Source organism: Pseudomonas sp. HLT2-19-2, from assembly GCF_054898005.1.
Genome location: NZ_CM142712.1, coordinates 3,926,986 through 3,943,599 on the forward strand (window position 1 = coordinate 3,926,986; position 16,614 = coordinate 3,943,599).

At 59.4% G+C, this 16,614-nt stretch carries 20 protein-coding genes and 2 pseudogenes; 14 read left to right on the forward strand and 8 right to left on the reverse strand.

What is annotated here, in order from left to right:
• Window positions 1-9: 9 nt before the first annotated feature.
• Complete coding sequence (locus ACYZTU_RS18260; RefSeq protein ID WP_461964605.1) at window positions 10-852, forward strand: NAD-dependent protein deacetylase; 843 nt, start codon at window positions 10-12, stop codon at window positions 850-852.
• Window positions 853-876: 24 nt separating this feature from the next.
• On the opposite strand, the gene ACYZTU_RS18265 is transcribed toward ACYZTU_RS18260, so the two are convergent.
• Window positions 877-1,773 (reverse strand): LysR substrate-binding domain-containing protein, encoded by an 897-nt coding sequence (locus ACYZTU_RS18265; protein ID WP_461964606.1) that lies wholly within the window; start codon window positions 1,771-1,773, stop codon window positions 877-879.
• Between the two features lie 150 nt (window positions 1,774-1,923).
• On the opposite strand from ACYZTU_RS18265, the gene ACYZTU_RS18270 reads away from it, so the two are divergent.
• From ACYZTU_RS18270 to ACYZTU_RS18300, 7 genes and pseudogenes are all read left to right on the forward strand, one after another.
• Complete coding sequence (locus ACYZTU_RS18270; RefSeq protein ID WP_074875602.1) at window positions 1,924-2,622, forward strand: CoA transferase subunit A; 699 nt, start codon at window positions 1,924-1,926, stop codon at window positions 2,620-2,622.
• Between the two features lie 33 nt (window positions 2,623-2,655).
• Complete coding sequence (locus tag ACYZTU_RS18275) at window positions 2,656-3,318, forward strand: CoA transferase subunit B (RefSeq protein WP_461964607.1); 663 nt, start codon at window positions 2,656-2,658, stop codon at window positions 3,316-3,318.
• Between the two features lie 11 nt (window positions 3,319-3,329).
• Complete coding sequence (locus ACYZTU_RS18280) at window positions 3,330-4,511, forward strand: acetyl-CoA C-acetyltransferase (RefSeq protein ID WP_461964608.1); 1,182 nt, start codon at window positions 3,330-3,332, stop codon at window positions 4,509-4,511.
• A gap of 210 nt (window positions 4,512-4,721) precedes the next feature.
• Window positions 4,722-5,516 carry a hypothetical protein gene (locus ACYZTU_RS18285; protein WP_461964609.1) on the forward strand — a complete coding sequence of 265 codons (795 nt, stop codon included), beginning with the start codon at window positions 4,722-4,724 and terminating at the stop codon, window positions 5,514-5,516.
• 20 nt (window positions 5,517-5,536) lie between these two features.
• A pseudogene (locus tag ACYZTU_RS18290) lies at window positions 5,537-6,304 on the forward strand (DMT family transporter); the annotation flags it as partial.
• Between the two features lie 84 nt (window positions 6,305-6,388).
• A pseudogene (locus ACYZTU_RS18295) lies at window positions 6,389-7,063 on the forward strand (glutathione S-transferase family protein).
• A 28-nt stretch (window positions 7,064-7,091) separates the two neighbouring features.
• Window positions 7,092-7,418, forward strand: coding sequence for a putative quinol monooxygenase (locus tag ACYZTU_RS18300; protein ID WP_461964610.1), 327 nt, complete (start codon window positions 7,092-7,094; stop codon window positions 7,416-7,418).
• Here ACYZTU_RS18300 and ACYZTU_RS18305 read toward each other — a convergent pair.
• Complete coding sequence (locus ACYZTU_RS18305; RefSeq protein WP_461964611.1) at window positions 7,387-7,596, reverse strand: phage tail assembly protein; 210 nt, start codon at window positions 7,594-7,596, stop codon at window positions 7,387-7,389. The genes ACYZTU_RS18300 and ACYZTU_RS18305 overlap by 32 nt on opposite strands.
• 221 nt (window positions 7,597-7,817) lie before the next feature.
• The gene (locus ACYZTU_RS18310) at window positions 7,818-8,186 is read right to left on the reverse strand and encodes a DUF6124 family protein (protein WP_461964612.1); all 369 of its coding nucleotides are present in this window, start codon (window positions 8,184-8,186) and stop codon (window positions 7,818-7,820) included.
• Window positions 8,187-8,740: 554 nt separating this feature from the next.
• On the opposite strand from ACYZTU_RS18310, the gene relB reads away from it, so the two are divergent.
• The 3 genes from relB to ACYZTU_RS18325 all read left to right on the forward strand — a co-directional run bounded on the left by relB (window position 8,741) and on the right by ACYZTU_RS18325 (window position 10,024).
• Entirely contained in the window at window positions 8,741-8,932 is a 192-nt protein-coding gene (gene relB / locus ACYZTU_RS18315) for a type II toxin-antitoxin system RelB family antitoxin (protein ID WP_007902309.1), read from the forward strand.
• Complete coding sequence (locus ACYZTU_RS18320) at window positions 8,922-9,191, forward strand: type II toxin-antitoxin system RelE/ParE family toxin (protein WP_461964613.1); 270 nt, start codon at window positions 8,922-8,924, stop codon at window positions 9,189-9,191. Before relB ends, ACYZTU_RS18320 begins: the two co-directional genes overlap by 11 nt.
• Window positions 9,192-9,436: 245 nt before the next feature.
• The gene (locus ACYZTU_RS18325) at window positions 9,437-10,024 is read left to right on the forward strand and encodes a DcrB/PsbP domain-containing protein (protein ID WP_461964614.1); all 588 of its coding nucleotides are present in this window, start codon (window positions 9,437-9,439) and stop codon (window positions 10,022-10,024) included.
• Window positions 10,025-10,027: 3 nt separating this feature from the next.
• Here ACYZTU_RS18325 and ACYZTU_RS18330 read toward each other — a convergent pair whose 3' ends face one another.
• Together ACYZTU_RS18330 and ACYZTU_RS18335 are read right to left on the reverse strand one after the other, a co-directional pair.
• Window positions 10,028-10,744, reverse strand: a complete 717-nt coding sequence (locus ACYZTU_RS18330) for an alpha/beta hydrolase (protein WP_461964615.1) — start codon at window positions 10,742-10,744, stop codon at window positions 10,028-10,030.
• Window positions 10,745-10,928: 184 nt separating this feature from the next.
• The gene (locus ACYZTU_RS18335) at window positions 10,929-11,708 is read right to left on the reverse strand and encodes an ABC transporter substrate-binding protein (RefSeq protein WP_461964616.1); all 780 of its coding nucleotides are present in this window, start codon (window positions 11,706-11,708) and stop codon (window positions 10,929-10,931) included.
• Window positions 11,709-11,957: 249 nt separating this feature from the next.
• Here ACYZTU_RS18335 and ACYZTU_RS18340 point away from each other — a divergent pair, with 249 nt between their 5' ends.
• On the forward strand, window positions 11,958-12,599 hold the full coding sequence (locus tag ACYZTU_RS18340; protein ID WP_461964617.1) for a type 1 glutamine amidotransferase: 642 nt from the start codon (window positions 11,958-11,960) through the stop codon (window positions 12,597-12,599).
• On the opposite strand, the gene ACYZTU_RS18345 is transcribed toward ACYZTU_RS18340, so the two are convergent.
• Window positions 12,600-13,034: a rhodanese-like domain-containing protein gene (locus ACYZTU_RS18345; RefSeq protein WP_461964618.1), complete on the reverse strand. Its 435-nt coding sequence runs from the start codon at window positions 13,032-13,034 to the stop codon at window positions 12,600-12,602.
• A gap of 100 nt (window positions 13,035-13,134) precedes the next feature.
• On the opposite strand from ACYZTU_RS18345, the gene ftrA reads away from it, so the two are divergent.
• A complete protein-coding gene (ftrA, locus tag ACYZTU_RS18350) occupies window positions 13,135-14,124 on the forward strand; it encodes a transcriptional regulator FtrA (RefSeq protein WP_461964619.1) in 990 nt (329 codons plus the stop codon).
• On the opposite strand, the gene cobF is transcribed toward ftrA, so the two are convergent.
• Together cobF and ACYZTU_RS18360 are read right to left on the reverse strand one after the other, a co-directional pair.
• Window positions 14,093-14,848, reverse strand: a complete 756-nt coding sequence (gene cobF / locus ACYZTU_RS18355) for a precorrin-6A synthase (deacetylating) (RefSeq protein ID WP_461964620.1) — start codon at window positions 14,846-14,848, stop codon at window positions 14,093-14,095. The two genes, ftrA and cobF, sit on opposite strands and share 32 nt — an antisense overlap.
• Window positions 14,848-15,420, reverse strand: coding sequence for a histidine phosphatase family protein (locus ACYZTU_RS18360; protein ID WP_461964621.1), 573 nt, complete (start codon window positions 15,418-15,420; stop codon window positions 14,848-14,850). The genes cobF and ACYZTU_RS18360 overlap by 1 nt, the downstream gene beginning before the upstream one ends.
• 339 nt (window positions 15,421-15,759) lie before the next feature.
• On the opposite strand from ACYZTU_RS18360, the gene ACYZTU_RS18365 reads away from it, so the two are divergent.
• The gene (locus tag ACYZTU_RS18365) at window positions 15,760-16,614 is read left to right on the forward strand and encodes a MurR/RpiR family transcriptional regulator (RefSeq protein ID WP_461964622.1); all 855 of its coding nucleotides are present in this window, start codon (window positions 15,760-15,762) and stop codon (window positions 16,612-16,614) included.

Below are 16,614 nucleotides of genomic sequence, written 5' to 3' on the forward strand. Positions count from 1 at the left end.
GTGTTGAACATGCCAGGTAGCCCCATTCGCGAGCAACTCGACCGCCTCCAGCAGTTAATGGCTGACCAGCCGTTTGTGGTCCTGACCGGTGCCGGCGTCAGCACCCCGTCGGGCATTCCGGACTACCGCGACAACCAAGGCGTGCGGCGTGGGCGGCAACCGATGATGTATCAGGAATTCCTCTCGGCACCCGAATCCCGGCGGCGCTATTGGGCGCGAGCGATGCTCGGTTGGCCACGGGTGCGTCAGGCTCAGCCGAACGTGGCCCACGAGGCTTTGGCCAGTTTGCAAAGTTCGCAGCAGATCAGCGGGCTGATCACTCAAAACGTCGACACCCTGCACGACCAGGCCGGCAGCCATGACGTCATCGAACTCCACGGCAGCCTGCACCGGGTCCTGTGTCTGGACTGCGGGAAGCGCAGCGAACGGGATTCGATCCAGCAACTGATGGAAGTGCAGAACCCGTATCTGGCCGGGGTGGACGCCGTACAGGCACCGGATGGCGATACCCTGCTCGACGCAGCTTTTGAAGCGCGCTTTCAGGTGCCGCATTGTCCGCACTGCGCAGGGGAACGGATGAAGCCGGACGTGGTGTTTTTTGGCGAGAACGTGGCGCAGGCGACGGCGGCCAAAGCAATGGCGGCGGTCGAAAAGGCGGCGGGATTGTTGGTGGTCGGGTCTTCGTTGATGGCGTATTCGGCGTTTCGGTTGTGCCGGGCGGTGGCGGATCAGGGGAAACCGTTGATTGCGATTAATTTGGGGAAGACTCGGGCGGATGAGATTCTGGATATGAAAATAGAAGCCTCGTGTGAGCGGCTTTTACCCTTACTGGCGCAACACCTCTCACTCTGATCGTTCCCACGCGCGTGGGAACGATCAGTGGAGGCGCTGGCCGAGGTTTTCTTCCTTGAGGATATCGAACAACGCCTGCGCCGCCGCCGACAATTCCACCCCAGGCTTCGTCAACACCCCGATCGCCCGCTCCACCACCGGGTCCCGCAAGGTAATACACCGCGCCCCCAGCTCGCGCATCTGCCCGGCGCACAACGCCGGCACTGCACTCACCCCTAACCCGCTGGCCACCATCCGCCCCACCGTCGCCAATTGATGACTCTCAAACTCCACCGGCAACTTCATCCCTCGAGCCTGCAAGTGTTCCTCCAGCATCACCCGCACCGTCGACGGACGCTGCAAGGTTATGAACGGTTCCTTGAGCAAGGTCTGCCAATCGATATCGCCCAGTTCGGCGAACGCAGAATCAAGAGGCACCACGGCAACGAAACGGTCCATGTACAACGGCGTGAATTCCAGCGATGAACTCTGAGTCGGCTCAAACGCCACCCCCAGCTCAACCTGTCGATCACGCACCATTTCCAGCACCTGCTCGTTGATCACGTCGTTCACCGTGACATTGACCTTGGGATACCGCGCGCGGAAGGTTTTCAGGATCGGCGGCAGCAGGTTGCCGGCAAACGACGGCATTGCCGCCAACGTCACGCGACCGCGCTGAAGCGTGAAACGCTGCCGCAGTTCATCCTCGGCATTGTCCCAATCAGCAATCAGCCGCCGAGCCAGTGGCACCAACGACTCGCCTTCAGCGGTCAACGCCACATTGCGTGTATTGCGGGTGAACAGACGCCCGCCCAGCCCCTCCTCCAGCGCCTTGATGGTCAGGCTCAACGCTGATTGCGACAGGTGCAACCGCTCGCAAGCCACGGCAAAACTCAAACTCTGGGCCACGGCCAGGAAGGCGCGGATCTGCTTGACTGTCATGACCGGTGTCTCCAACGTAGTTCGAGGCAAGTGATTGGTGAGTTTTATCTATCAATCAACCTTAAAAATCAACTTAACAAATGAATCCACTGAAGAGACACTCAACTCATTCGGCTAGCCAGCCGCCCACAAAGAATAAAAGAGGTGCATATGGCAGGTTTCGACAAGCGCGTGAGTTCCTATGAGGAAGCTCTGGCAGGTCTCGAAGACGGCATGACCGTGATCGCCGGCGGCTTCGGTCTGTGCGGGATCCCGGAAAACCTCATCGCCGAGATCAAGCGCAAAGGCACCCGTGACCTCACCGTCGTTTCCAACAATTGCGGCGTCGACGGTTTCGGCCTGGGTGTGCTGCTGGAAGACCGGCAGATCCGCAAGGTGGTGGCCTCCTACGTTGGCGAAAACAAAATGTTCGAGGAGCAACTGCTCAGCGGCGCCATCGAAGTGGTCCTGACCCCTCAAGGCACCCTGGCCGAAAAAATGCGCGCTGGCGGTGCCGGCATCCCCGCTTTCTTCACCGCCACTGGCGTCGGCACTCCGGTTGCCGACGGCAAGGAAGTGCGCGAGTTCCACGGTCGCAAGTACCTGATGGAAGAATCCATCACCGGTGACTTCGCCATCGTCAAAGGCTGGAAAGCCGACCATTTCGGCAACGTGATCTATCGCCATACCGCCCAAAACTTCAATCCCCTGGCCGCCACTGCCGGCAAGATCACCGTGGTCGAAGTCGAAGAAATCGTCGAGCCCGGCGAGCTGGACCCGGCGCAGATCCACACCCCTGGCATCTACGTCGACCGGGTCATTTGCGGCACGTTCGAGAAGCGCATCGAACAGCGCACCGTGCGTAAGTGATCCCCTGCCCCCGGACCTGAAGGAACAACAACAATGGCACTTTCCCGCGAACAAATGGCTCAACGCGTCGCCCGCGAAATGCAGGACGGCTTTTACGTGAACCTGGGTATCGGCATTCCGACCCTCGTCGCCAACTACATCCCTGAAGGCATGGAAGTCATGCTGCAGTCGGAAAACGGCTTGCTCGGCATGGGTCCCTTTCCTACTGAAGAAACCATTGATGCCGACATGATCAACGCCGGCAAACAAACGGTGACCGCGCGTATCGGCGCGTCGATCTTTTCCTCGGCCGAGTCCTTCGCGATGATTCGCGGTGGTCATGTCGACCTGACCGTACTCGGTGCGTTTGAAGTGGACGTGGAAGGCAACATCGCCTCGTGGATGATTCCCGGCAAACTGGTCAAGGGCATGGGCGGCGCAATGGACCTGGTGGCCGGCGCAGACAACATCATCGTCATCATGACCCACGCGTCCAAGGACGGTGAGTCCAAGCTGTTGTCCAAATGCAGCCTGCCGCTGACCGGCGCCGGGTGCATCAAGCGTGTGCTGACCGACCTCGCCTACCTGGAAATCCAGGACGGTGCGTTCATTCTCAAGGAACGTGCACCGGGCGTCAGCGTCGAGGAGATTGTCGCCAAGACCGCCGGTAAACTGATCGTGCCCGATCATGTTCCGGAAATGCAGTTCGCCCAGTGAGGAATCATTCCATGCAAGAAGTCGTCATTGTCGCCGCCACCCGTACTGCCATCGGCAGTTTCCAGGGCTCACTGGCGAATGTGTCCGCCGTTGACCTCGGCGCTGCGGTGATCCGCCAGCTGCTGGCGCAAACCGGCCTGGACGTTGCTGAGGTCGATGAAGTGATCATGGGCCAGGTGTTGACCGCCGGCGCCGGACAAAACCCAGCGCGCCAGTCAGCGATCAAGGCCGGCCTGCCGTTTACCGTGCCGGCGATGACCCTGAACAAGGTTTGCGGTTCGGGCCTCAAAGCGTTGCATCTGGCGACCCAGGCGATTCGTTGCGGCGATGCCGACGTGATCATTGCCGGCGGCCAGGAAAACATGAGTCTGTCCAATTACGTCATGCCCGGTGCGCGCACCGGTCTGCGCATGGGTCACGCGCAAATCGTCGACACCATGATCAGCGACGGCCTGTGGGATGCGTTCAACGATTACCACATGGGCATCACCGCCGAAAACCTGGCTGACAAGTACAACCTGAACCGCGAACAGCAAGACGCCTTCGCCGCGGCCTCGCAGCAGAAAGCCACGGCCGCCATCGAAGCCGGGCGTTTTGCCGACGAGATCACGCCGATCCTGATTCCTCAGCGCAAAGGCGATCCGGTTGCTTTCCAGGTTGACGAACAACCCCGAGCAGGTACCACCGCTGAAGCGCTGGGCAAACTGAAACCTGCCTTCAAAAAAGACGGTTCGGTAACCGCTGGTAACGCCTCGTCCCTGAACGACGGCGCCGCCGCCGTGATCCTGATGAGCGCCGAAAAAGCCAAGGCCCTCGGCCTGCCAGTGCTGGCGAAAATCGCTGCGTACGCTAACGCTGGCGTCGACCCGGCGATCATGGGCATCGGCCCGGTCAGCGCGACTCGTCGTTGCCTGGACAAGGCCGGCTGGTCCATCGACCAACTGGACCTGATCGAAGCCAACGAAGCGTTCGCTGCGCAATCTCTGGCGGTGGCCAAGGACCTGGAATGGGACCTGAACAAAGTCAATGTCAATGGCGGTGCCATCGCGCTGGGTCACCCGATCGGTGCATCGGGTTGCCGGGTGCTGGTGACCTTGCTGCATGAAATGATCAAGCGTGACGCCAAAAAAGGCCTCGCCACCCTGTGCATTGGTGGTGGTCAAGGCGTGGCACTGGCGATCGAACGGGCGTAAAGCGTTCAACAGACGGCGCGGGGACCCACGAAGATCCGCGACAGTCTGGAAAAACACTCGGTGCGACTCACGTCGCACCGGGTTCAAGGTACAACGGCGCCAAATCACGCTCGGTAGCAACAACTTTGTATACAAAACGCAGCAATCCATAGAGCAATCAACCGTCCGCAATGCTAACGTTGCCGCCTCACTCAGGTCGGAGGTGCGTGCGTGCTGATGCTCAAACTGCTGGTCATCCCAGGATTTCTCTTGTTGATTTCCCTAGCCGGTAAACGCTGGGGACCGAGTGTCGCCGGTTGGCTGTCGGGGTTGCCGGTGGTGGTCGGGCCGATTTTGTTCTTTCTCGCCATCGAACAGGGCCAGGTGTTCGCCGCTCAATCGGCGACGGCTGCACTGTCCGCGATGTTCGCGATGATTGCCTTTTGCGTGACTTACGCTCGGGTTGCTCAACGCGCGAGTTGGCCGTGGGCGCTGGTGATATCGCTGTCAGTCTGGGCCACGGCGGCCGTTGTGCTGTCGTTGATTCCACCGTCCCTGATGTTCTCGGTGATCGCCGCCGCAACTGCCCTGCTGGCGGCGCCGTATCTGTTTCCCTCGGTACAGCCAATCGTTTCAGGTCCGGTGCCGAAGTCCGACAAACTGCTGTTGCGCATGATTGCCGGCGCACTGCTCACCCTCGCGGTCACGTTGTTGGCCAGCAGCGTCGGCGAACGCTGGAGCGGCCTGCTCGCCGTGTTCCCGGTGTTGGGCAGCGTGATGGCGGTGTTCTCCCAGCAAACCCGCGGTCCGGCGTTTACCGCTGCTTTGCTGCGGGCGACGGCGACCGGGATGTATTCGTTCGCGGCGTTTTGCCTGGTGTTGGTGTTGGCGTTGCCTGGCATGGGTCTGACCGCGTTTGCCCTTGGCGTCACGGTGTCAGTGGGCATGCTCGGAGTGACCAAGCGCTTGCTGGCAAAACCGATGAGCCCGACGGCGGACGCTGGACGTACGGCAATCAAACGCTAAGCTGCTTGATGTCATCGGGCGTGACGAGCCTGGTGATTATGGGCCGACGCGGGATCGCCGGGTTCAATAGCTGGCGCCAGCCCTGGGCTGTTTGGGCGACCGGGTTCGTCGGGATTTTCGTTTATCACGCGTTGTACTTTTTCGCACTCAAAGCTGCGCCGGCGGCCGAAGTCAGTCTGATCAATTACCTTTGGCCGCTGTTGCTGGTGTTGCTGTCGGCGTTTTCGGCCGGCGAAAAGCGGCACAAACGGCAATTGCTCGGCGCACTGCTGGGCCTGGCCGGCACGGCTTTCATCATGCAGCAGCACGCCCCGAATGCGGGTGCAGCGATGCCCATCGCCGGTTATCTCGCGGCGTTTGGCTGTGCGCTGATCTGGTCGGTTTATTCGGTGATCAACCGCCGGTTCAGCGAAGTACCGAGCAGCATCATCGGCGGAATCTGCGGCCTGGTCGCCGTGGCCGGACTGGTCTGTCACCTGGCCTTAGAAACCACGGTACAGCCCGACTTCAACCAATGGACCGCGATTGTCGTCCTCGGTCTGGGGCCGGTCGGACTGGCGTTTTTTGCTTGGGACCACGCCACCAAACACGGCAGTCTGGCGACGCTGGGTGCGCTTTCCTACCTCGCACCGCTGATGTCCACGTTGTTGCTGATCACCGTCGGGCGCAGCCATGCCAGCCCGATTCTGATCGTCCCTGCGCTGCTGATTATTGCCGGTGCAGCCATCGCCACCTCGCGATCAACCACCAAAGTGCCGATAACACGTTCGATAGTTTCGAATGAGTAAAGCAAAAAGCTCGCACGTCATTCGAACAGGTTTACTTCAACATCAGCCTCAGTTCAAAACCAATCACTGACTGAGGCCTACACCATGAAATTCTTTTTCCACCCTTCGCCCAACCCGATGAAAGTCGCCCTGCTGCTCGAAGAACTGCAAACACCCTACGAATTGATCGGCGTCGACACCTTCAAGGGCGAGCAACACCTGCCGGCCTTTTTGGCGATCAACCCGAACGCCAAAGTGCCAGCCCTGGTCGATGGCGACGCTACTGTCTTCGACTCCCAGGCGATCCTGCTGCATCTGGCGCAAAACACTCAGCGCTTCCTGCCGACCTCCGTCGCAGGTCAGGCCGAGCTACTGTCCTGGCTGATGTTCATCGCCACTGGCCTGTCGCCATTTTCCGGCCAGGCGGTGCATTTCCTGCGCCACGCACCGGAAGACCTGCCTTACGCAAAAAAACGCTACCTCTAGGAAGTCGAACGCCACTACCGCGTGCTCGATCAGCGCCTGAGCGACCATCAGTACCTGGCCGGCGACACCTACAGCATCGCCGATATGGCGCTCTGGGGTTGGGCCAACTACGCGCCGTACAGCCTCGGCGAGAACGGTCTGGCGGCGCACCCGAACGTCAAGCGCCTGTTCGATGAAATCAGCGCCCGTCCGGCCGCCCAACGTGCCCATGGTCTTAAAGAGAGACTGGTGCTGAAGACCGAGTTCGACGAAGAAACCCGTCGCAACCTGTTCCCGCAGAACCAGGCGCAGTAACCCATTCACAGCATTCGAAGGTGATGAAATGAGTGATCAAGTCGCGTTTATCGTTTACCTGCCGGCCAAACCAGAACGTTACGCCGAAATGAAAGAACGGCTGCTGGACGTGGTGCACCAGATGTCGGCCGAACCAGACTTCGTCAACACCTGGGTTCACCAACTCCAGGACGACCCGAACACCTTGGTGCTTTACGAAACCTGGAACTGCAGCAAGGACGACTTCATTTCGCGTCACCTGAGCAAGCCGTACCGACAGGCGTATGAACAGCTGCTCCCACAATTGCTGGTTAGCGAACGTCGCATCGAGTTTCTGGATGTGATCAAGAGCTATCCGGTGCGACGTGGGGGCTGAACGGACCTTCCAGCGTGACCACGAGCATGTCTTCCATCGCACCTTCGTCTTTTTGGGCTACAGCCTGAGCGGCGCTGATGTCTTTGCGTTTGAGGCGTTTGATGGGCAGCGTCGAGATCAGCTCGCCGCTGGCACTGTTGAAGGGGAATTTGAGGGTGAAGCTAATTGCGTCGGTCATCAAAGGTGCTCCAAATTGGGAGCCCTGATGATGTCGCTTGGCGTCGATGCTGGATTTTAATCGGGTTTAAGGAAGGGATTTCGTGTGCGAACTTCGCCGCTACGGGATTGGTGACCTGATTGTGGTGTAGGAGCGAGGCTTGCCCGCGAAGAACGACAACGCGGTGTGTCAGACCTGACGCCTTCATCGCGAGCAAGCTTCGCTCCTACAGTGCCTGGCGGCTATCCAGGCTTGTGGTTGTCCAGTACTCGATTGACCGCTAACTCACCCAACATGATCACCCGTTGCAGCACCAGCATCGTTTGGCGTCGTGGGCCGTCCGTCAAGTCGGTGAGATCGTTGGCTATGGCGCTGGCTGCTGCCAACGATTCGCAGGCCTCGACGAGCATCGTTTCGTCATCCACCGCTGCGTCGATGGTGAAAATGGTGCTGGGCTTGCGGGGCGGTATCTGCGTTTTCGACGCCCCGGGGTTGAGGTAGAAGCTGAGTGCGCGGTCAGCCGCCGCTTTCATTTTCTTGGGGTCAAGATCAAGAAAGGCGTCGTAGGGTATCGGACCGGTATTCGGGGGGTTGGGCGTAACTTTGAACATAGATGGAACTCCGATGCTACTTAATTGGAGCCATCACCATCTCGCTACCAAACGGAGGGTGGCGGCCATACGGAGGTTGGTAGACCGGGCATCGGAACCGGCGCCCCCGGAGGAGCCCTACGCATGGCCACCATGAAACCGCAGCCCTGGGAAAGGGCCGCCAAAGGTGACGCTATGCGTCGATGCTACGGGTCTACCAAACCCGATCACTGTTTTTCAGTGACAGGGAAACGATATAGCCCGCCCCACAGCCGCACAAGCCAGCGAATTCTGGCGCACGCGTAGGGAACGACGCAAGGTGTTGTAGCCGTTAGGACGTAACAGCGGGTGTCTTTAAACGCGTACGTTAAACGCATGAGAGCGTTCAAAAAATTGAGGAAGCTTCTGACATTTTTTAGGGGTTGGCTGTCGCAAGCGAGAGGTTTCGTGTGGTTGCTCCCATCAGGTAGGGAGATAGGGCCACGTGGTGCTTGGCAGGTTGCATTTCATCTTGACACCCACGACAGTAAGCCACATACCGATTAGACTGCTAGGTATTGATCCCGGAGGTCACTATGAGCGCCGAACTTTCCCCCATCGTTTCAGAGTTTGAAACCGAAGAGCAGGCCGCCAGCTACGACCGTTGGTTCCGTGCCAAAGTGCAGGCGTCGCTCGATGATCCACGCCCGAATGTCCCGCACGATCAGGTAATGGCTGATATGCGATCCCTTCTCGAAGCCAAGCGCAATAAGCGCGATGCTGGTTGAGTGGCGGCCCGAAGCGCGGGCTGAACTGTGGCAAATCATTAATTATATTGGCGACCGCCACCTTGTAGCGGCGAGCGAGCTGTACCAAGCCATCGAGGCTGCTACCTCAGCCCTTCCGCAACATCCCTACCTTTATCGATTTGGTCGTGTACCCGGTACGCGGGAAATCGTTGTGCACCCCAATTACCTGGTGGTCTACCGGGTGACGGATCGAATCGAGATCGTGACCGTTTTGCATGCCAGGCAGGAATACCCCTGACTCCCAATCAGGGCTGGTTGCTATGGTCCGTGCAAAAGCTTTCCAAGAATCGAGGTCGCGTCCGACATTATTTGGGGTGTGTCGCGTTACGGCCGCACCGTAAGCAAACAGTGAACCCATCTTTCCATCCCCGCTAAGCTGGCCAAAGGAACGTGACCGTCCGTTAGACCGCGCTGGAATGCGCCGCAACCTCCATGGGATGATCGCCCCCCATCGCGAGACCGACCATCCCCTGGAGTTTCTGAATGTCATTGTTGAGTAAAAAAACCGTTGTCCTGTTTCTGACGGCGGTTGCCAGTTTGGGAGCGCTGAATGCGCAGGCCGCTAAGGCTACTGCCAGCGATACCGCGCCAGCACAGAAAGTCTCGATGCTCGGCGGCAAGTTCAAGTTCACCCTGCCCAAGGGCTTCGTCGCCAACCCGTTACCCGCCGGCGACGCGGCCACCGGTACCGCCGGGGCAACAGGCACCATGTACACCAATCAAGCCACTAAAACCGTAGTAATCGCGGCTGAAAACACCATCCCCGGCGGCCTCAACGTCAAAGACAACGACGGTCAGTTCCTCGACTCGGCGGCCTCCGACTTCGCCACCGAACAAGCCCAGGCGCTGCCGGACTTCACCAAACTCAGCGAAAAAAGCCTGACCCAGAAAGGCACCGGACTGGGGCTGCGGCAGATCGACAGCACCGCCACCCAGGGCGGCGGCAAAACCCTCGACACCACGCTGATGGCCGCGTCCAACACGCGCATGGCGATCGTTCAGGTGATTTCCCGCCTCAGTGACAATGCCGGCCACGAGACGCTGGTCAAACAGATCGTCACCGGCAAATAAGCATCAGGGATTGAGACGCTGCAACCAGGCGCTCAAGTCCTGTATCTCGGTGGCACTGATGCTGTGACCGACGCCAGGGTAGGCATGAAACTCAGGCTTTAGCGCCAGGCTCTGCAACAGACTGTCGGCGTCGGTGCCGTCAATGTACGGCAGGCGTTTGTCCGCCGTGCCATGACCGATGAAAATCGCCAGCTTCTGGCGGTTTTCATCCGGTTTCAGCTCGGACTTGAGCACCGGCAAAATCCGCCCGCTCAACGCCGCGATCCCGCCCACCGCCTCGGGATGACGCAGGGCTACCTCGTAGGACATGATCGCGCCCTGGCTGAAACCCACCAGGAATACCTTGTTGGGTTCGGTGTGATACTTCTTCGCCGCCTGTGCGACAAAATCCAGCAAGACCTCGCCGCTGGACTTCAGATCATCGGTCTCACCGTTGTAGGCAGCGTTGCCCTTCTCGCGAAACCACTTGTAACTACCCTCCTCCATCACCCTCGGTGCGCGTACCGACAGGTAGTTGTATGGCGCGGGCAACTCATCCTTGATGTCGAACAAATCCTCCTCGTTACTGCCGTAACCGTGGAGGAAAATCACCAGGGGCTGATTGCGCGATTCGGGGTTGACCTGCTCCAGGTACTTGAGCGGCAGATCGGTTTGCAGCGGGGTTTGAGCGTGGACGGTGGCAGACACCAGGAGTGTCAGCAGAGCGAGAAACTTCAACATAAACCTTCCTTCACAAGTGCAGGATTCGGGGCAGAGCCTAACATCTCTTTTCGGATACGCCGCCCTAACGATCGTTGCCACACTCTGCGTGGGAATGCAGCCGGGACTGGATGTAAACCTTGCGAAATCACATAAAAAAAAATGGCAACCGCGTCAACGGTTGCCACTTTTTTGAACGGCGTAATTACTGGCCGTAAACGTCAAAGTCAAAATACTTGTCTTGCACTTGCTTGTACTTGCCGTTGGCGCGGATTTCAGTGATGGCGGTGTTGAATTTGTCCGCCAGCTCTTTATCACCCTTGCGCACAGCAATACCGGCGCCGCCGCCGAAGTACTTGGCGTCTTCGTAAGTCGGGCCCACGAAAGCGAAGCCTTTACCGGCGTCGGTTTTCAGGAAACCGTCATCCAGGTTGACCGAGTCGGCCAGCATCGCGTCGAGACGACCGGCGACCATGTCCAGGTTGGCTTCCTGCTGGGAGCCGTAGCGGACCAGATTGATACCGGCCGGCACCAGCACTTCAGTGGCGAAGCGGTCGTGGGTACTGGCGCGCAGCACACCGACTTTCTTGCCTTTGAGCTCAGTCAACGGGTCTTTGACGTCGGTGCCGGCCTTCATCACGAAGCGCGCCGGGGTGTGGTAGTACTTGATGGTGAAATCGACGTTCTTTTTGCGATCGTCAGTGATGGTCATGGACGACAGGATCGCGTCGATTTTCTTGACCTTCAGGGCCGGGATCAGGCCGTCGAACTCTTGCTCGACCCAGGTGCACTTCACTTTCATCTGCTCGCACAGCGCGTCGCCGATGTCCACGTCGAAACCGGTGAGTTTGCCGTCAGGGGTTTTCATCGAGAATGGCGGGTAACCGGCTTCGATACCGAGGCGGATCGGCTTGGCGTCTTCGGCCACGGTCGTCAGGGACAACATCGACAGTGCCAGGGCACCGAACATCACTAGCTTCTTCATTTATAACTCCTGTATGCGAAGGCTTTTATTGGCAGCTTTCGGTAGGCTGCGTCCGGTTGGAGAGCACCGAAGTGGCCGGAAGTCTAGAGCGGCTTCAGGAGCGCAAATTGTGTTTAAGCGACAAATACTTATAGAAAAGTGGCCGGCGAATTAAACCTCCTTGAAGCGTGCGCCAAGCCGGTGCAAAGACTGTAGGACAAGCCCTTCTTTCAGACAAAACCTACAAGCAAAAACTACAAGTGAGCCCTGATGCCAACGTTGAATCTGATCCAGCACCACCCCGCCGAAGGTCCTGGCGCCATTGCCGAGTTTGCTGCGTCCCGAGGTTTGACGCTAAACGTGTTTCGCGCCGACCTCGGCCAGTTGCCGTCAGTCAGTGCAGCACCCGTGATCCTGTTGGGCGGGCCTTATGAATCCAACGCCGGGCCGGCTTGGCTGGAAGCTGAACGCCAGTGGCTGGCGGGCAGCCTGGATCAAGGCGCGGCGGTGTTTGCGATTTGTCTGGGGGCGCAGTTGCTGGCGCTGAGCCTGGGCGGGAAGGTGCGGCGGATGGACCGCACCGAAACCGGATGGACGCCCGTGACCTTTGTCGATGGCCCGACGTTGCAGGTGCTGGAATGGCACGAAGACGCCATCGACTTGCCGCCCAACGCGCAGTTGCTGGCCAGCAGTGATCAGTGCAAGCAGCAGATGTATCGCGTCGGGCCGACGCGGGTGGGTGTGCAGTTTCATCCAGAGTGGAATGCTGAATCAGTGGCGACGCTCAATGCGCATTTTTCCGGCGAGTCACCGCTGCCTCGGGATCAACAGGACAGCGCCGCCTACGCAACCGTGTTCGAGTGGTTACAGACGACGCTGGATGGGTGGTGGGAGGCGCAGGCTACCGTTTGATCAGCACTCGCAACCGATCACAGCATTCACCGACCGATGCACTGCAGTGCTCAACTCAAACCCTTCATCCAGCCACCCGGTCACCCCGCCGATCATTTCCTTGACCGGGTAACCCAGCGCTGCCAGCTTCACCGCCGCCTTGTTAGCGCCGTTGCAGTGGGGTCCGGCGCAATAAACCACGAACAAGCTGGTTTTCGGGTAAGCCGCCAGACCTTCAGCGCTCAGCAGTCGCCCCGGAATATTGATCGCTCCCGGCACATGGCCACGCTCGAACGCGAGCGGACCGCGCACGTCCACCAGGACAAAATCCACCTCGCCGGCCTGTTGGCTGCCGTGGACGTCGGAACAGTCGGTTTCGAAGGTCAGACGGTTGCTGAAATGCATCAGGGCGATGGCCGATGGGGCGGCGGGAATCTCGCGGACCAGGCTGGTCATGGGCTGTACTCCAAAGTCTCTGTGGGTGTGAGAAACTTTATCCGCCCGGCGCTTGCGGCTACAGTGGCGCACAAGACACTCACCGGGAACTTTCCGCCAAATGCAGCCCACCCCTGGATTAGTTGCGATTCTGGCCTACGACGGCCTCTGTACGTTCGAATTCGGCATCGCCGTGGAGATCTTCGGCCTGGCACGTCCGGAGTTCGACTTCCCTTGGTACGAGCATCGGATCGCCGCTGTCGATCAAGGCCCGATGCGTGCCATGGGCGGCATTCAGGTGCTGGCCGATGGCGGCATGGAACTGCTCGAGGACGCCCGGACCATCATCATTCCCGGCTGGCGTGATCGCAGCGCCCCGGTGCCTGAGGCATTGATCGCGGCCCTGCACCAGGCCCATGCACGGGGTGCGCGGCTGCTGTCGATCTGTTCGGGCGTGTTCGTGCTGGCGGCCACCGGGTTGCTCGACGGTCGCGGCGCCACGACGCATTGGCGTTACACCGCTGAGTTGGCCGAGCGTTTTCCGAACATTCTGGTGGACCCGGACGTTCTTTATGTTGATTCAGGTCAGTTGATCACCTCGGCCGGCAGCGCTGCAGGTATCGATGCCTGCCTGCACTTGGTGGCGCGGGACTTCGGTACGCAGGTGGCCAACTCGGTAGCGCGGCGGCTGGTGATGGCGCCGCAACGCACCGGCGGACAGGCGCAGTTCATACCGACACCGGTCAGTCCTACGCCGCGTAGCGATTTGTCCCGCGTCATGCAGTGGGCGCGGGAGCGTTTGCATGAACCGCTGGAGGTTCGCGAGCTGGCAAGTGAGGCGGCCATGAGTGAACGGACGTTTCTGCGCCGGTTCACTGAAGCCACTGGCATGCCACCTAAAGCCTGGTTGCAGCATGAGCGCCTGGGCCGGGCCCGCGAGCTGCTAGAGAGCACGAATCAGAACACCGACCAGATTGCCCAACGCTGTGGGTATCGCTCGGTGGAGAGTTTTCGGGTGGCGTTTCGTAGCGTAGTCGGCGTGCCGCCATCGGTGTATCGGGAGCGGTTTGGGCGTGAGATCAAGGTTTGCGCAGCAGATACGTGTCCATAATCCACCCATTGGCCAACCGAGCCGCCTTGCGCACCCGTTCGATCTCATCCGCCACCTCCTTGAGCTTGCCGCTGATCAGGATTTCATCCGGCGTCCCGAGGTAGGCCCCCCAGTAAATCTCTGTCTCCTGATCCACCACTTGATGGTAGGAATCCTCCGCATCCAGCATCACCACCAGGCTGTCGGCATCGCTCACCTGCCCCGCCGCCAGCCGCCGGCCGGTGGTGATTTCAATCGAACGGCCAATGCGGTTCAGCGGCACCTTATGCTGCGCCGCCAGCGCCTGGACACTGGTGATGCCGGGGATCACTTCGAACTCAAAGACGCACCGGCCTGAAGCCAGAATCGCCTGCAAGATCCGAATCGTGCTGTCGTACAACGCCGGATCGCCCCACACCAGAAAACCTGCGCACTGGTCGTCAGTCATTTCCTCGTTGATCAACCGTTCGAAGGTCTGCTGTTTGGCCAGGTTCAAGTCTTCCACGCTGGCCTTGTAGTCCACATCGCCGCGTTCGCGCTCCGGGCTATGGGCTTCGACGAAGCGGTAGTCGCGATCGGTGATGTAGCGCTCGCAGATCTCGCGGCGCAGGTCGATCAGCTTGTCTTTGCTCTGGCCCTTGTCCATGAGGAAAAACACGTCGACGAGGTTCAGCGCTTTCACGGCTTGCATCGTGATGTAGTCGGGGTTGCCGGCGCCGATGCCAATGACCAGAAGTTTTTTCATCAATGTGCTCCCTCAGAGTCAGTGCCCAGCAAGCGCAGGCGCCAGCGGCCGTTGAACCGCAACTCGATGGCCGACAGCGGTTCAACGTCGATCAGGTTGAACGCTGCACCTTGCAGCACCTGCGTCAGCGCGGCGCGAATGACAAACGGATGGGTGATGGCAACGGTGTGCACGGGCGTTGCCTCCAGCGTTTTCAGCCAAGCGGCCACCCGCTCAGAGAGTTGCGCCACCGACTCGCCACCGTGGGGTGCCGAGTTCGGGTCATCGAGCCAGATCTGCAGCGTTGTGGCTGCGGATTTTTGCAGATCGTCGATCCGCGCGCCTTTCCAGTTCCCGAAATCGCAATCCCTCAGTGCCGTGACAATCTCCACGTCGCTGCCGAACAGCTCGGCGGTTTGCCGGGTTCTCAGTTCAGGTCCACACACCAATCGTGGCGTCCCTTTGAACTGAGCACAACGAGATCCCCTTGCCGATAGCCAATCCATTTCCAACGGCTCATTCGTAGGAAAACGCGCCAATTTCTGTGCGACGGTTCGAGCGTGGCACATCAGGGTCACACGGGTTGCCTGCACGAAGGATCACTCGGTCGATGGGAATGGGAAACGGCTTCACGCCGCGGCAATTGCTCAATTGTGCCGTAAGAAGCGCGATCCAGGACGTTTCGTTTGATCCAGTCATACACGTTCAAAAACTTATTTCACTTGAGAATTGGCGATATCCGACACCGCTAGGGGCAATGACCTACAAGCTCTGTCGACTTCCGTGTAGCCCCGGGCGCACCTAGCTTTCGCCCCATTTTGGGGCTTTAAAAAACCATGAAAAAATTCACTAGACATGTAGAGTCCGCTACATAAATACTGTTTTAGCAATTTGTGAAACGAAACCGACACATCCATCCAGCAGGAGCCCGGATGCCTTCTCTCAGAGACCTGTTCACCGATCCCGGCCTGGACCTTACGCCGTCGGAACGCAAAGTCATCCGTGCCTTGTTGGACCAGTACCCGCGTAACGGACTGGGCCCGATGTCACGGTTGGCCGAACATGCCGGTGTCAGCGACCCCACCATCGTGCGGCTGGTGAAAAAACTGGGTTTCAGCGGTTACGCCGATTTCCAGGATGCCCTGCTCAGCGACATGGACCACCGCCTCCGGTCCCCCAGCACCCTGTTGCAGCCTCGTTCTCATCTTCCGAAAGGCGACGCCTGGAGCCATTATCTGGCGGACAGCCATCGCGCGCTGGTGGACACCCACGCCCTGACCCAGCCCGAAGATGTGCGGATTCTGGTGGAATGGCTGCTCGACACCCGCCATCAGGTGCATTGCTTCGGCGGGCGCTTCAGCAGTTTCCTCGCCAATTATTTGCTCAATCACCTGCGCCTGTTGCGTCCTGGCTGTTTCGCGCTGGAGGACAACGCGCAACTGCCAGACCGATTGTTCGACGTGCAGCGTCAGGACGTGGTGCTGGTGTTCGACTATCGCCGCTACCAATCACAGGCTCTGCGCGTGGCCAATGCGGCGAAAAATCGATATGCACGCGTGGTGTTGTTCACTGACATCTATGCTTCACCGCTGCGAGAAATGGCCGACCTGATTATCAGTGCGCCGGTGGAATCGGTGTCGGCCTTCGACTCCCTGGTCCCGGCGCTGGCTCAGGTCGAGGCGCTGATTGCCTGCCTGACCCTGCGCAGTCCTGATCTGGCCGATCGCCTGGAAGGCATCGATACCCTGCGGACCGACTTCGACACTCACCTGCTGGAGGAAAAATAA